The sequence below is a fragment of the Maribellus sp. YY47 genome (assembly GCF_023111095.1).
Lineage (GTDB): Bacteria > Bacteroidota > Bacteroidia > Bacteroidales > Prolixibacteraceae > Draconibacterium.
In genome coordinates this window covers 237,326-252,941 of sequence record NZ_JALGYW010000001.1, presented here as the reverse complement: position 1 = coordinate 252,941, position 15,616 = coordinate 237,326, and the positions used below count along the sequence as shown (strand labels likewise).

The 15,616-nt window shown below is 42.8% G+C and carries 13 protein-coding genes and 1 tRNA gene; 9 read left to right on the top strand and 5 right to left on the bottom strand.

Going from position 1 to position 15,616, the window contains the following annotated elements:
• The first annotated feature begins 19 nt into the window (after positions 1–19).
• The 5 genes from purE to MR764_RS01140 all read left to right on the top strand — a co-directional run bounded on the left by purE (position 20) and on the right by MR764_RS01140 (position 5,281).
• Positions 20–526: a 5-(carboxyamino)imidazole ribonucleotide mutase gene (gene purE / locus MR764_RS01160; RefSeq protein WP_247977548.1), complete on the top strand. Its 507-nt coding sequence runs from the start codon at positions 20–22 to the stop codon at positions 524–526.
• A 65-nt stretch (positions 527–591) separates the two neighbouring features.
• Positions 592–1,410 (top strand): hypothetical protein, encoded by an 819-nt coding sequence (locus MR764_RS01155; protein ID WP_247977547.1) that lies wholly within the window; start codon positions 592–594, stop codon positions 1,408–1,410.
• A complete protein-coding gene (locus tag MR764_RS01150) occupies positions 1,407–3,449 on the top strand; it encodes a helix-hairpin-helix domain-containing protein (protein ID WP_247977546.1) in 2,043 nt (680 codons plus the stop codon). The genes MR764_RS01155 and MR764_RS01150 overlap by 4 nt, the downstream gene beginning before the upstream one ends.
• 40 nt (positions 3,450–3,489) lie before the next feature.
• Positions 3,490–4,632, top strand: coding sequence for a 1-acyl-sn-glycerol-3-phosphate acyltransferase (locus MR764_RS01145; protein WP_247977545.1), 1,143 nt, complete (start codon positions 3,490–3,492; stop codon positions 4,630–4,632).
• 1 nt (position 4,633) lies between these two features.
• Positions 4,634–5,281, top strand: coding sequence for an HAD hydrolase-like protein (locus MR764_RS01140; RefSeq protein ID WP_247977544.1), 648 nt, complete (start codon positions 4,634–4,636; stop codon positions 5,279–5,281).
• Here the strand turns inward: MR764_RS01140 and recJ are convergent, their stop codons facing one another.
• Entirely contained in the window at positions 5,282–7,012 is a 1,731-nt protein-coding gene (gene recJ, locus MR764_RS01135; protein ID WP_247977543.1) for a single-stranded-DNA-specific exonuclease RecJ, read from the bottom strand.
• A 355-nt stretch (positions 7,013–7,367) separates the two neighbouring features.
• Here recJ and lysS point away from each other — a divergent pair, with 355 nt between their 5' ends.
• The 4 genes from lysS (at position 7,368) to MR764_RS01115 (ending at position 12,572) form a co-directional block, all read left to right on the top strand.
• Entirely contained in the window at positions 7,368–9,083 is a 1,716-nt protein-coding gene (gene lysS, locus MR764_RS01130; protein ID WP_247977542.1) for a lysine--tRNA ligase, read from the top strand.
• Between the two features lie 663 nt (positions 9,084–9,746).
• On the top strand, positions 9,747–10,112 hold the full coding sequence (locus MR764_RS01125; RefSeq protein ID WP_247977541.1) for a lipocalin family protein: 366 nt from the start codon (positions 9,747–9,749) through the stop codon (positions 10,110–10,112).
• Positions 10,113–10,228: 116 nt separating this feature from the next.
• Positions 10,229–10,301: transfer RNA gene (locus MR764_RS01120), tRNA-Thr, on the top strand.
• 738 nt (positions 10,302–11,039) lie between these two features.
• Positions 11,040–12,572: a T9SS type A sorting domain-containing protein gene (locus MR764_RS01115; protein WP_247977540.1), complete on the top strand. Its 1,533-nt coding sequence runs from the start codon at positions 11,040–11,042 to the stop codon at positions 12,570–12,572.
• Between the two features lie 118 nt (positions 12,573–12,690).
• Here the strand turns inward: MR764_RS01115 and tsf are convergent, their stop codons facing one another.
• The 4 genes from tsf to rplM all read right to left on the bottom strand — a co-directional run bounded on the left by tsf (position 12,691) and on the right by rplM (position 15,290).
• Positions 12,691–13,515, bottom strand: a complete 825-nt coding sequence (gene tsf / locus MR764_RS01110) for a translation elongation factor Ts (protein WP_247977539.1) — start codon at positions 13,513–13,515, stop codon at positions 12,691–12,693.
• Between the two features lie 36 nt (positions 13,516–13,551).
• Complete coding sequence (gene rpsB, locus MR764_RS01105) at positions 13,552–14,343, bottom strand: 30S ribosomal protein S2 (protein WP_247977538.1); 792 nt, start codon at positions 14,341–14,343, stop codon at positions 13,552–13,554.
• A 102-nt stretch (positions 14,344–14,445) separates the two neighbouring features.
• On the bottom strand, positions 14,446–14,832 hold the full coding sequence (gene rpsI / locus MR764_RS01100) for a 30S ribosomal protein S9 (protein WP_247977537.1): 387 nt from the start codon (positions 14,830–14,832) through the stop codon (positions 14,446–14,448).
• Between the two features lie 5 nt (positions 14,833–14,837).
• On the bottom strand, positions 14,838–15,290 hold the full coding sequence (rplM, locus tag MR764_RS01095; RefSeq protein ID WP_247977536.1) for a 50S ribosomal protein L13: 453 nt from the start codon (positions 15,288–15,290) through the stop codon (positions 14,838–14,840).
• Positions 15,291–15,616 lie beyond the last annotated feature (326 nt).

The following is a 15,616-nucleotide window of genomic DNA, read 5'->3' as shown; positions in this document are numbered from 1 at the left end:
CAGAAAATAAAACTTAAATATGACACCAAAAGTTAGCATTATCATGGGCAGCACATCCGATATGAATGTGATGGAAAAAGCAGCCAGATTATTTGATGAATTTGAAATTCCGTTTGAGATCAACGCTTTATCTGCCCATCGCACACCCGAAGCAGTGGAAACTTTTGCCAAAGGAGCGAAAGACCGTGGCATTAAAGTGATTATCGCAGGAGCTGGAATGGCGGCTCATTTGCCGGGTGTTATTGCCGCTATGACGCCGCTACCGGTTATTGGTGTTCCGATCAATGCCAGCCTTTCTGGTTTCGATTCAGTACTTGCAATCCTGCAAATGCCTCCCGGAATTCCGGTGGCAACCGTTGCTGTTAACGGAGCCATGAATGCCGCCATTTTGGCCGTTCAAATGATGGCAACCGGCGACGAAGCCTTGATGCAGAAAATGCTCCAGTACAAAGAAGAGCTAAAAGAAAAAATTGTTAAGGCAAACCAGGAATTAGCCGAAGTTAAATTTAAGTTCAAAACGAACTAAGCAAAAGAAACATTTTTCGTACCTTTATAAGGGCGCAGTAATTATTACTCGCCCTTTTTTAGTGTATGAAAAAGCCCACTCACATACTCATTCTGTTTTTAGCCTTATCGTATACATCGATAGCCTCTGAAAATTTCACGGCCGGAGCCCGTGCAGTAGCGCTTTCCAATGCAACGGTTTCGCTGTCGGACGTATGGAGCACTTTTCACAACCAGGCCACACTCGCCGGCATGTCAAAGCTTTCAGCGGGCATTTATTACGAATCGCGGTTTATGCTGGAAGAACTTTCGCTGACCGCCGGAACCTTTTCCGCTCCATTTGGCGGCGGAACAGCCGGTATCAGTTTTTATCAATTTGGCAAAGGCAGCTACAAAGAATCAAAACTCGGACTGGCCTATGCCCGGCAACTTTCGCGAAAATTAAGCGCCGCTCTTCAATTGGATTATTTTGCCAGCCGCTTCCCCGAAAACGAGGGGGCTTTTACTTTCCTTACTTTTGAATGTGGCCTCGTGTACCAGTTAACACACGAACTGACATTGGGTGCGCATGTGTTTAACCCGGTAGAAAATGGTTTCGAAACCTATTCCGGAAAACAGGAAATGCCTTTCACCTATCGACTGGGAGGACATTATCTCCTTTCAGAATATGTACTCGTATGTGCTGAAGTTCAAAAATCCTCCGGATTCCCGGCACAGGTAAAATCGGGAGTGGAATTTATGCCGGTAAAAAACCTGGCTTTACGACTGGGGGTTTCGGGTAAGCCCTTTAACTATTCAGGAGGAATAGGCTACTCGTTGGGCAACATCTCTACCGATTTTGCCTTCAGCTATCACGGCAACCTGGGCTTTACGCCGTCTGTATCCGTTCAATTTCATTTAAGATGAAACGAACTCCCTTCCATATTACCATTTTACTGATCGTTGGGATTTCGCTCACAACGAACGCACAGGAACTTTCGCATCAGGAAATCATTGAGAATACTATTGAATCGCAATTGGAAAACCTCGAAGAAGAAGCGGATGCGGCATTGATGATCGAGGACCTGGAACGACTGATTGAACATCCGATCAACCTTAACTCCACGAATTCGGATGAACTTTCAAAAATGTACTTGCTGAACAGCATTCAAATTAAAAATCTGTTGGCTTACCTGGAGGAATACGGACCGGCTTATTCGATCTACGAATTAAATACGATTGATGGGTTTACCACCGAACTGCTGCAAAAAATGCAGGTATTTGTTGTTTTCGGGCCAAAAGATACGACTCCAGCTTCCTTAAGCGAGGAAATAAAACGCAACCGGCAGGAACTTATGCTGCGAAGTTTGGGAACATTGCAAAAAGAACGTGGTTATAAACCTAACGACGATGGCATCCAACCTTACGAAGGAAATCGCTTCAGGTATTACAGCCGTTACCGTTTTGAAGCCGGCGACAAACTTTCGGCCGGGTTAACCGCCGAAAAAGATCCGGGCGAAGCATTTTTCAAAGGCTCCAACAAACAGGGTTTTGATTTTTACTCGGGAAATGTGAGCATGAAAATCAATAAGACTTTTGAACGCTTGACTATTGGCGATTTCGTGATTCGCAGCGGACAGGGGCTGGTTCTCTGGCAAGGGTTTTCTCCGGGAAAATCTGCCGACGTTCTCGGGATCATCAAATACGGACAGGGCGTCAGACCCTATACATCGGTAGACGAAAATCTTTATTTCCGCGGAGCTACCACTTCCTTTCAACTAAAAAAGAACACCCTCCACCTTTTTGTTTCGCAAAAGAAAGCAGACGGCAACCTGGATACAGATCAAAACGGAGAGCCAGTTTTCACCAGCTTACAAACTTCGGGTTACCACCGCACACCAAGTGAGATCGACGATGAAAAATCAGTCAGATACCGCAACGCGGGATTGGTTTTTTCGAGAACCTACTCGAAACTAAAACTGGGGAGCATTTTCATTTACCAGGATTTCGACCGTGCATTTTATCCCGGAGATCAGCTGTACAATCGATATAAATTCAACGGCACAACGAACTACACCGGCGGAATTGATTATTTACTGAGCACCGGAAAGTACCAGTTGTTGGGAGAAGCTGCTGTCTCAAAATCGGGAGGAAAAGCTTTTTTGCAGGGAATTGTGGCCCACCTCAACGACCGTCTGAACCTTGCAGCTCAGTTTCGCAGCTTCGATAAAAACTATCAAGCCCTGTGGGGACAAGCGATATCGGAGAGCAGCACCGTTGCCAATGAAACCGGGTTTTACCTCGGCGCCCGGTTTCTTCCGGCTAAATTTGTCACTTTGTCGGCCTATTCCGATTTGTACCGTTCGCCCTGGATATCTTATACTACCGCAGGTCCATCTTCGGGACACGACATTTTTGCCCAGGCCGATTTTATTCTTTCCCAAAAACTCAAAGGCTACCTGCGCATCAAATCAGAAACAAAAGATCAGAAAAATAAAGCGGAAAAGCTATACGTGAATCTGCCGGAACACACTCGGCGAATCCGACTTCACACTGAATATTTCATTACCGACAACTGGAGATGGAGCAGCCGTTTCGAACACTCTTCGTTTAACGGAGTTTCAAAAGAACACGGAATACTGATCTTTCAGGATGTGCTTTACAAACCTCAGGGTGCTCCGCTCAGCCTCTCGGGCAGAATCGCATACTTTAACACCAGCAACTACGACGCCCGCATTTACGCTTACGAAAACGATTTATTGCACACGTTTTCGGTGCCCGCTTTTTTTGGCAAGGGCTGGCGTACTTACCTGAACCTCAAATACAAAATTTCGGACGGGGCCGAATGCTGGATTAAACTCGCCAACACCCGTTGGACCAATGGCGAAACCATCGGATCGGGCTATAACGGAATTGCAGGAAAAGATAAAACAGAAGTAAAAATGCAGCTCCGGTTGAAATTTTGAGATTGAATGTGTTACTTTGCTGAGTTAAATCATCTAAAATATGACGGGCTACAATTTCGATGACATTCGTCCTTATTACGATTCGGAAGTAAAGCAAAAGATGCGTTTACTGCTGAAAGACAGGGTTTTTGACGAGGTATTAATGATCCTGTTCAAAAATCGTCCGAAAGTGGAAATGGTGAAATTTCAGCTGCGGCGTATCAAAAGCGTGAAACAGCTGCAGGGTGTTTTTATTTACGACCTGCTGCACTGGCTGGTGGATAAAACGTCCAACGGGCTAAAATGTACCGGGATTGACAAACTGGACAAAAAGAAGCCGTACCTGTTTATTTCCAATCACCGCGATATTATTCTGGACGCTGCACTTCTTAACGTGCTCATTTTCGAACACGGAATGAATACCACGGAAATTGCGATTGGCGACAACCTCCTGCAATACGAATGGATTGAGCACACCGTTAAACTCAATCGCTCGTTTGTGATCAAAAGAAATCTCCCGCCCCGCGAACTAATGACGGCATCGCGGAAAGTATCGCATTTCATCCGGAAGTCGATCACCGAGGACAAAATGTCGATCTGGATCGCACAAAGGGAAGGCCGCACAAAAGACGGGAACGACAAAACGCAGGACAGCCTCCTCAAAATGCTCAATATGAGCAACAAGGGAACCATATCGGATGGATTCAATGAACTCAACATTGTTCCCGTATCTATTTCGTATGAAATAGAACCTTGCGGATTGGCCAAACTAAAAGAGCTGATCAAGAAAGAACACTACGGTCAGCTAAAAACCAGCAAAGACGATTTGAAAAGCATGTCGATGGGGATGTTTGCACCAAAAGGCAGGATACGTTTTGCCTTTGGCGAACCGATTGAGACGCATTTTCCTCCAGCAGAAAACAACGAACAACGCAACAAATACATTCGCGACATAGCCGAAATGATCGATAAACAGATCTACAAAAACTTTAAATTGTGGCCCAGCAATTACGTCGCCTACGACATGCTGATGCAGGAACACCGTTTTAAGGATAAATACACGAACGAGGAACAAAAGAAATTTGAAATCATGGTGGAACAAGCCATGGTTCACGTCGATTTCCCGGTGACCGACATACAGGAGCGCTTCCTGAAATTGTACGCCAATCCGGTGATCAATAAACTTAAAGTGAAAGATATTTAATATGCGTTCTGTTATTTGGGACTGGAACGGAACCCTGCTCGATGATCTGAATTTTTGTATTTCGACCATCAATCAAATTCTTGAGAAAAGAGACCTTGAATTGCTGGATCACGTTCAATACAAGGAAGTTTTTTCGTTTCCGGTAAAAGATTATTATGCCACCATTGGCTTTGATTTCAGCAAAGAGGATTTCGCCATTCCGGCCCGCGAATTTATCGACATATACGACAACGGCGTAAAAAGCTGCAACCTGCACCGATCAGCAGTAAAAGTGCTCGATTTCTTCAAAAATGCAGGCAAACGGCAGTTTGTTCTTTCGGCCATGAAGCAGAATATGCTGCAGGAAACGCTCGGTCATCAGAATATCCTCCACTATTTTGAAGGGATTGCCGGACTGAATGATCATTATGCGGCCTCCAAAATTGAACGGGGCGAGCAACTAATTGAATCACATCAGATACAGAAAGAAAAAGCAGTAATGATCGGTGATACGATTCACGATTACGAAGTAGCAGAAAAACTGGGAATCACTTGTATCCTGATTGCCAACGGGCATCAATCCAAAGAGAGACTGGAAAGCACAGGCGCTTTTGTGGCCGACAAGCTCGAAGATCTCATGGATCCGGAATTTCTGAAATTATTGCCGTAGCTACCAGCCAAATGACTCGCGCTTCTTTATATCGCGAATAAACAACTGTAGACTGGTTTTGCCGCGGTATTCGTTTTCGTTGATCGAATAGCAAATATCGAAAGGAGAACCGGATGTAATCAAATCATATGCATCCGACTGGTTAAATGCGATTCCCGGGAAAATACCGGAATTCACGTCAGGCTCCACCAAATCCAGTTTCAGATGCTCTTTGTTTTTGCCGACCAAACGACTGGTTCCGGCATCAAAAACATCTTCGGTTACAAATACCGGCATCATGTTATGCGGTCCAAACGGCGCGAATTGTTTCAGTATCCGGAAAAAGCGCGGAGTAATCTCACTCAAGGTAATCTTTGCATCAATATCGATCGACTGAACCTGCTGCTGATCAGTAATCTGGCGTGTCACAATCTCTTCGAAACGGCGTTTGAATTCCGGAATATTCTCGATCTTCATGGTAAGTCCGGCGGCGTACATATGCCCTCCGTACGACTCCAGCAAATCGCTGCACTGCCCGATGGCTTCGTACAAGTCGAAATCACGCACCGAACGCGCCGATCCGGTTGCGAGGCCATTCGATTCGGTCAGAATAACCGTTGGCCGGTAGTAATATTCGGTAACACGCGACGCTACAATCCCCACAACTCCCTTATGCCAGTCGCGGTTATACAGCACAGTGCTGTTCATCTCTTTTAACTCCTCACTATTTTCGATTGTATCCAGCGCTTCCTGTGTAATATCGCGGTCGAGCGTTTTACGGATCTCGTTAAACGAGTCGATTTCTTCACCCAAAAGATCCGATTTATCCTCGTCGTCAGAAACCAGAATTTGCACTGATTTTTTACCGTGCTCAATCCTTCCTGATGCATTCAATCGCGGGCCAATCTTAAAAACAATATCGCTGATGGTGATATCGCTTCCGTTGATTCCGGCAAAATTTATAATGGTTTGCAGCCCCACTCCGGGATCAGAATTCAGTTTTTTCAGCCCGTAGTATGCCAGTACCCTGTTTTCTCCGGTTATCGGTACAATATCGGCCGCAATACTAACGGCAACCAGGTCGAGCAAGTCATAAATTTCTTCCAGGTCGATATTGTTTTTGGTGCAGTAGGCCTGAAGCAGCTTAAAGCCAACACCGCAACCGGAAAGCTCTTTGTAAGGATATTTACATCCGGGCTGTTTTGGATCCAAAACAGCGCTTGCCTTTGGTACTTTTTCTCCCGGATTATGGTGATCGCAAATGATAAAATCGATTCCCAGTTCTTTCGCTTTCTCAATTTTTTCAACTGCTTTAATTCCACAGTCAAGAGCCACCACCAGTGTTACACCATTTTCGGCGGCATAATCGATACTTTTCGGAGAAATTCCGTATCCTTCACTGTACCGGTCCGGGATATAATATTCTATTTCCTTGATTCTTTCTTTCAGGAAGAGGTACATCAGCGCCACAGAGGTGGTACCGTCCACATCATAATCGCCGTAAACAATTACCTTTTCCTGGTTTTCGATGGCTTTTTCGAGACGTGCAACCGCTTCCTTCATGTCTTTCATCAAAAAAGGATCGTGCAAATCACTAAGTCGGGGGCGGAAAAATGCTTTGGCTTCGTTATAGGTTTTTATGCCGCGCTGTACCAGCAGCCGGGCCGTTACCATGTTTACATTTAACGCAGCGGAAAGGTGTTTTACCTCGTTTTGGTCGCCTTGTTTCTTATAGTTCCAAATTTTTTCCATTCTGCGTTTTTATTGATTTCAGACAAGAAGGAGCAAAGATACAAAATGCCCGTTCATATTTAAAAAAAACCTAAAATTGTCCGCTTTTTATTATTAACAAAGTTCCACTCCGAAAAGATGTAATCCGATGACTAATTGAGAATTCGGCCACACCTCAGAAGAGACAAGCGATTCATGAACACTATGTTATCCTTTAAAGACTTTGCAGGCATTTCATAAATACAAAAAAGGATGAGCAACTTGTTTTATTATCTTTGCCGAAATTTTTGCAAACATTCAGCAGGTTACCTCTTTATGGCCGGAAAAAAACGATTTGCATTCGCCGGTAAAAGAGCAGCCAAAAACAGAGTATAAAATGAGTCATCAGGAATTAAGTGAACAGGAATTAATCAGGAGAAATTCGTTGCAAAAACTGCGTGAACTGGGCATTGAGCCTTATCCTGCAGCACAGTATCATGTAAATGCCACTTCAGCCGACATAAAAGAAAATTACAAGGAAGAAGCCAACAATTTCCAGGATGTTGTGATTGCCGGCCGACTGATGAGCCGCAGAATTATGGGAAAAGCAGCGTTTGCTGAACTCCAGGATCAGGAAGGACGTATTCAGATATATGTAAACCGCGACGAAATTTGTCCGGGAGAAGACAAAACTTTGTACAACGAAGTGTTTAAGAAGCTGCTCGATATGGGCGATATCATTGGGGTAAAAGGATTTGCCTTTATTACTCAAATGGGCGAACTCACCGTTCATGTAAAAGAAATTACGGTGCTGAGTAAATCACTGCGTCCGCTTCCGGTTGTAAAAGAAAAAGAAGGAAAAACATTCGACGCATTTACCGATCCCGAACAACGATACCGTCAGCGTTATGTTGATTTGATCGTGAATCCGCAGGTGAAAGATACTTTCATAAAACGTACGAAGATCTACAACACCATGCGCCAGATGTTCAACGAATATGGCTACCACGAGGTGGAAACTCCGATTTTGCAGCCCATTCCGGGAGGCGCTACTGCCCGTCCGTTTATTACGCACCACAACGCACTGAACATGCCGTTGTACATGCGTATCGCCAACGAGCTTTACCTGAAACGACTGATCGTAGGTGGTTTCGAAGGTGTGTACGAGTTTGCGAAAGACTTCCGGAATGAAGGAATGGACCGCACCCACAACCCGGAATTTACGGTGATGGAAATCTACGTGGCCTACAAAGACTACAAATGGATGATGGAGTTCACCGAAGAAATCTGTGAACGCGTTGCGATGGCTTTACACGGAACAACAAAAGTTCAGTTGGGCGAGCACATTATCGACTACAAAGCACCGTTCCCACGTGTGACCATGACCGATGCCATTAAAGAATACACCGGTTATGATATTTCAGGAAAATCGGAAGCTGAGCTGCGCGAGATTTGCGATAAACTTGGCATCGAAACCGATGAAACAATGGGAAAAGGCAAACTGATCGACGAGATTTTTGGCGAAAAATGTGAGCACAACTACATTCAGCCAACCTTTATTATCGATTACCCGGTTGAGATGTCGCCGCTAACCAAAAAGCACCGCGACAATCCGGAACTGACCGAACGCTTTGAGCTGATGGTTAATGGGAAAGAGCTGGCAAACGCCTACTCTGAGCTGAATGACCCGATCGACCAGCGCGAACGTTTCCAGGATCAGTTAAAACTTTCGGAAAAAGGAGACGACGAAGCGATGTTTATCGACCAGGACTTCCTGCGTGCCCTGGAATATGGCATGCCTCCAACATCGGGTATGGGAATTGGCATGGACCGCCTGACCATGTTTATGACCAACAGTCCTTCGATTCAGGATGTGCTGTTCTTTCCTCAAATGAAGCCCGAGAAAAAAGCGGTTGAACTGTCGGAAGACGAGAAAAAGATTTTCAATCTTCTTCAAGATGATGGAGAGAAGCAGACTTATCCTCTTGATGAGTTAAAGATAGACTCGGAACTCAGCAATAAAAAGTGGGACAAAGCTATTAAAGGGCTTACCAGCAAAAAAGTGGCAAAAGTTGAAAATACCGATGCCGGATTAACGGTTACCTTGCTATAGACAAATAAAACCAGATAATAGCAAAGCCTCTTCGTCAGTTGACGGAGGGGCTTTTTTTATTTTGGATGCTGAATATGTAGATGCTTAATACAGCAATCGGGAGTTTGATACTGAGTTTATCTTTGACAGGTCTGATGCGACAGGAAAACACGAGGACACATTTCCTTTAATCAGGTCTCGCACCTCAATCTATTAGTCGGGGATTTTCAGGAAGCCGTTACACTGTGTTAACGATTTTGCTTCAGATCCCGGTAACTTAGATACATCATTACAGAAATCACCATCAGCAAAAGAATTGCGTAAGTAATAATTGCTACCATAACTCTAAGTTTTGCCCGACACATTAAGACAGCATCGGATATTTCGGATTCAAATTACGACCAAACGACCAATACAACGATCTGTTTTAAAGAAACTTATCAAACGGCGTTTGTTGATATGCGCCAGAAAAAAACGCGGGGAACCTTTAAATAAAAGGATTCCGGCTCTGTATTCCTCGTTCATAAATTTGTCGTAACTTGTATTTAACGCCAAAAAAGTAAGAAAATCCAGAGTCTGACAGTAGGTCGCAATTTGAAATTTCCCGGTAAACTATTTGAACAACAATAATATCCGAGTAAGCCAAAAATCGATAAGAGTAGGCAAAATCAAAAACGAATAATCATGAACCAGCTTCGTTTTCTTGCGATCACCTCAGTATTTTTACTGCTATTTAGCCTTTCGGCCTGCAATAAAGATGATTCCTCTGATGATTCAATTGTCGGCACCTGGGAATTTGTCGAATCAATGGAAGGATTCTCGATGACAATTACCATGACATTTAATGCAAACCATACGGGAACATCCACAATGGTCACAGTTTTTGCCGGAGAAACAGAGCGTGAAACAACCAGCTTTACATACAGTACCAACGGGTCGACGCTCACCATGACAGAAAGCGGAGAGACTGTTAGTCTTACTTATTCGGTATCAGGAAATACGCTGACACTTACCGAAGATGGTGAAAATATTGTGTTTACCCGAAAATAGAAACTTGAGTAGGTTTTGGTGTTGAAAATAAAGACACAGCTCGTCATTTTTAAACAAAATGCGCAAATTTCCTATTGTAAATTCTCATCTAATTTGTTTACTTCGTACATCAATAAGCCTCTTTAGCTCAGCTGGTAGAGCAGCTCATTCGTAATGAGCAGGTCGCGGGTTCGAGTCCCGTGAGAGGCTCAAAAACATTTTCATTGAACGCCTTTATTTCAGAAGGTTATTTTAAAACAACAAACCTCAGAAAAGAACAGACTCCTCCTTTCCAAGGCTTGCGCATCCTCAATCGATAAAAAAGGTAAACATATCTGATTCATCGAAACCAGCACTTTTTTATCCGTTATGTTTTACATCCCGATAGCTCAAGTATAACACGATTGCTACTACAACCAGCAACAGGACAGCGTATGCGATAAGTGCTCCCATGACTTTTTACTTTTAAACGATCTACTTCCGGCATGATAACCGGATTCATTTTCCTGCTCAGGTTTTTCTCATAGTTCATAACACTCCAGGTTTTCAGTGTTTTCTCATTTTTAAATGTATACGCAAAACAAATACACTTAGTTTTCTTTGCAATGAAAATCATTCCACATACTCTGGAAGCTCAGGCTTCAAGCATCTTCCAGAAGAAAGAATCCTGTTTGCTATCAAAAACTATCGCTTCCCATTTTATGGATGAGAACAGGAAGCAGGCTGCTCTGTCTTAGATATTTTCGAAAGAGCCGGCCATGATTTCAACGGGAACAAACTTGTATTTCACACTGATATTTAGTAAATTGATATGATTTTACGGACTGATTATCACCCTTTTTGATACTGTTGGGACGATTGCCAAATTTTATTTCAATACAGGTTCTTTGTCAATCGAAGAAGATGAAAGTTTTATTTATTAATGCTAATAATAAAACCTAACGGCGTATGAAGAGATTTTACAAATTCAGAAAACCCCTCCTCCTTATTGTCGTTTTATTCTACAGCTTGGCTGCTATTAGCCAGGAATCACTAATGTCAAAACCACGTGACAAAGAAGGAATGATGAACGATGAATATCCAAAAATTAAAATCGTTCCGGATAACATTCGTGTTGAAATAAGTGATTCGGTAGAGCTTACTGCTTTTTATATTGATTCTACCGGAATGAGAATCGACCCAACCTTTGAATGGAGGATAGAACCAATGGAACTTGGCAGCTTCTCCGTTTCCATTCCCAATCTTTTCTATTCGCCCGAAGTGCCTGGCAAAGGAATTATTATTGCCCATTTGGGAGATTTAGCAGACACAGCCAAAATAACCATTTACGAAACCCGCGAAAAAAAAGATAAAATCGAGAAAGAAAAAGATCAACAAAACAATCGCGGGAAACAACTCACCATCATTCCAAACGACATGACAGTTTATGCGGGCCACGATCCCATTCAATATTCAGCAACTTACAAAACAAATGGTATAAAGCATCAGAATGCGACCTATGTGTGGAGTGTTACTGATACTTCTATCGCAAAAATTGATGAGTACGGATTACTTACTTTATCGGGAGAAACCGGAATGACATTGATAACTGCGAATTACAGTAATTTCGTGGCTTCGGTTGAATTGCTAGTGGTAGACTCTACCGTTGATTTGGAAGTGAATACCATATCAATCAGACGCGTCCTGCCCAACGGCAACGAATTGCACCCGAAATATTTTAAAGAAGGAGAATCGTATAGAATTGGAGGACTTCCCTATCCGTTAAATTTGCTGAATGCAGGAATGCTGCATTTTCCGTTTGGCTGTATTAGCGAAGACATTGATATTTATATGTTCATCCCGGAGAAATATGCTGAAATGAGCGATGACAGCACTGAGGTTGAGTTTTCCGACGGCATCATTACCGGTGTAAAATTCAGTGTTGTCCCGGCCGGATCTGACACCATTGCAGAACCTTATTGGTTTAACATTCCCGTTGAATTGAAACTGGTTTACAAACAAGACCTTCTTGATTCGCTGGGCATTGACCCTATGAATCTGGATGTTTTCTTTGCAGACAATACGGGCTTTGTAGCTGTTGATGACCGGATCGCCAGGGTGGATACTGCACGACATCGGCTTTATGCTTCTATCGAACACTTTAGCACCATTGTTGTCAAGTCTGCCGACTCAAAAACTACGGTTCAAGAAATCAATCCCGAAGAAAATAATCCGTTTGAGGTCTATCCTAATCCCTTCAGTGATCGAACAAAGATTGAATTCGAACTCGAACAAAGCACAGAAGTACAGCTAAGTATTTTCAATCTTTTCGGACAGGAAATAAAGGTGCTGGCGAACGCGGAACTACAGGAAGGTACACATAAGTTAGTATGGAATGGCGACATTACAAACGGCGGTGCCGCGACATCGGGTATTTACCTGGTGAGACTAATACGAAACGGGAACGTAACCAACGTACAACGCCTGGTGAAAAATCGCTAGGCAAGCTTCAAACAACATAGCACAAAGCCTTTCTGCCACTCCGGCGGGGGGCTTTTTTTCTAAAAAAAAGGGGTTGTCAAAAACTGACAACCCCTTCATTTATTTCTTTAGCTTTTAATTAAGCATTCAAAGAATAGCGATCGAAAGCCGTAACTGTCAATCCACCATCATTTTGCTTCAGAAAATCTTTGATAGAAATTTTTCCATCTTTCACGTAAGTCTGGTTCAAAAGCGTTACGTCTTTGTACCATTTGTTCAGTGAACCCAAAGCGATCTTTTCAATCATTTCCTCAGGTTTACCTTCGTTACGATATTTTTCTTTAGCAAAAGCCAGTTCTTTATCAATTTCAGCCTGTGGAATAGACTTTTCGTCAACGGCAAGCGGAGCCATCGCTGCAACCTGCATCGCAACGTCTTTTCCTACCTGAATTTCAACTTCTTTGTTGAAACTTACCATTGTAGCGAGTTTATTTCCAGGGTGGATGTAACCAACTACAGCAGCATCACTCAAACACTTGTAGTATGAAAGATCAAGTTTTTCACCTGTTACACCGGTTTGTTCAGTTACCAGTGTTTCAATAGGAGTCCCGTCAAGCTCAATCGCTTTAAGGGCTTCCAGGCTTTCTACTTTATTTTCAAGGGCTGCATTCAGAATTCTTTCAGCGAATGCAACAAAGCTTTCGTTCTTAGCTACGAAGTCGGTTTCGCAGTTCAGTACAACCAATGCACCGAATTTGCCATCTTCTGTAACTTTCGCCAGCGCAACACCTTCAGCAGCGTCGCGGTCTGCACGTTTGTTTGCAATCAATTTTCCTTTTTCACGGATAATTTCGAGTGCTCTTTCAAAGTTACCGTCGGCTTCAGTCAGGGCATTCTTGCAATCCATCATCCCTGCTCCGGATACTTTACGCAGTTTAACTACGTCAGCTGTTGTAAAAGACATGATAAAATCTTTTTATTAGTTTATAGAATGTTAACCTTACTCGTCGTCTGAATCTTCATCGAAATCATCGTCTGAATCTTCTTTTGCTTTTGCTGCTTTTTTGCCGGAAGCAACATCAGCATCTTCTTTTTCCTTCTCTACTTTACGTTCGCCCAATCCTTCGCTGATAGCTTCGCACATAGCTCCAACAATCAGTTTAATAGATTGAGATGCGTCGTCGTTGGCAGGAATTACGAAGTCAACATCTTCTGGGTTTGAGTTGGTATCAACGATCGCAAACACGGGAATACCCAATTTTTTGGCTTCACGAACAGCGATTTTTTCTTTTAATACGTCAACTACAAAAAGGGCTGCAGGCAAACGGGTAAGATCTGAGATAGAACCCAAAACTTTTTCCAGTTTGGCACGCTGCCTTGTGATCTGCAATTTTTCACGTTTTGAAAGGTTATCCCAACTGGTGTCTTTCATCATTTTGTCGATGGAGATCATTTTTTTCACCGCTTTACGGATAGTCGGGAAGTTCGTAAGCATACCTCCGGGCCAGCGTTCAGTTACATAAGGCATTCCTACACCTTTTACCAAATCGCCCACCAATTCTTTGGCTTGCTTTTTTGTTGCAACAAACAAAACTTTACGGCCCGATTTTGCAATTTGCTTAATGGCTGCCGCTGATTCGTCAATTTTTACAACTGTTTTTTGCAGATCGATAATGTGGATACCGTTTTTCTCCATGAAGATATAAGGCTCCATGTTGGGATTCCACTTTCTTTTCAGGTGACCAAAATGTGCACCTGCTTCCAATAAATCTTGAAAATTTGTTCTTGGCATCTTTTTACTTTTTCTATGTTCTAAAAGCAACCGCTGGGTAGCTCCTCAAAGTCGGAGATCTCAGCCGTTTTAGATCCATATAAGTGAATAATAATAAAAATATTAACGTTTTGAGAACTGGAACCGTTTTCTTGCTTTTGGCTGACCTGGTTTCTTACGTTCAACTTCGCGCGGATCCCTTGTAACAAATCCGGCAGCTTTCAGTTGTGGTCTTGACTCAGGATCAATTTCCATTAAAGCACGGGTGATTGCCAAACGCAGCGCTTCTGCCTGTCCTTTTGGGCCACCGCCATCGAGGTTCACTTTGATATCGTATTTTTCAGAAACCTGAAGCAGATTCAGTGGTTGTAATACGATGTACTGCAGGATTTCTGACGGAAAGTATTCTTTCAGCTCCCTTTTGTTGATGGTAATGTTACCTTTACCTTCGCTAACGAAAATACGCGCAACTGCGGTTTTTCTACGTCCTAATGAATTTATTACTTCCATCTTGTTTATTTAGTTTTTAAATCAACAACTTTTGGTTGCTGCGCAGCATATTTGTGCTCAGCACCAATAACTACATGCAAGTTACCGTACAGTTTGCGACCCAGTTTATTTTTAGGCAACATACCTTTAACGGCTTTTTCCACTAGGCGCTCCGGATATTTAGCAAGAATTTCCAGAGGATTTTGAATACGTTGTCCGCCCGGGTAACCTGAGTGACGTACATATTGTTTGTCGCTCATTTTTTTACCGGTCAATACAACTTTTTCAGCATTGATCACGATTACGTTATCCCCACAATCAACGTGCGGAGTAAAGTTTGGCTTGTTTTTTCCTCTTAGCATTTTTGCCACTTCACTGGCCAAACGCCCCAAAACAAGTCCTTCAGCATCAACAAGAATCCACTCTTTGTTAACGGTTTCTTTATTCGCCGAAATTGTTTTATAGCTAAGTGTGTCCACTTTTAACTGTTTTTTTTGTATTCTACATTTCTGATCTTCTTGCTGCGGTACTGACTGCCTCAACGGAATTTTTCGACAACCGCCCTTACATCAAGAAAATCAATTATTTACACTCCTTATAAATAAGGATAATAATCGGGACTGCAAAAGTATTTTCTTTTTTTTGAAATCCAAAGAAATAAACATCAAATTTTCATGCACTTAGCAGGGTTCCACTCAAAATTAACAAATCGGGCCTTTAATTGATTTTCAAAACATTAATAATCCACACTTTTCGAGAACAAATACTGAAAGTAAAAAAGAAATCATTAACCGACTTACAAGAA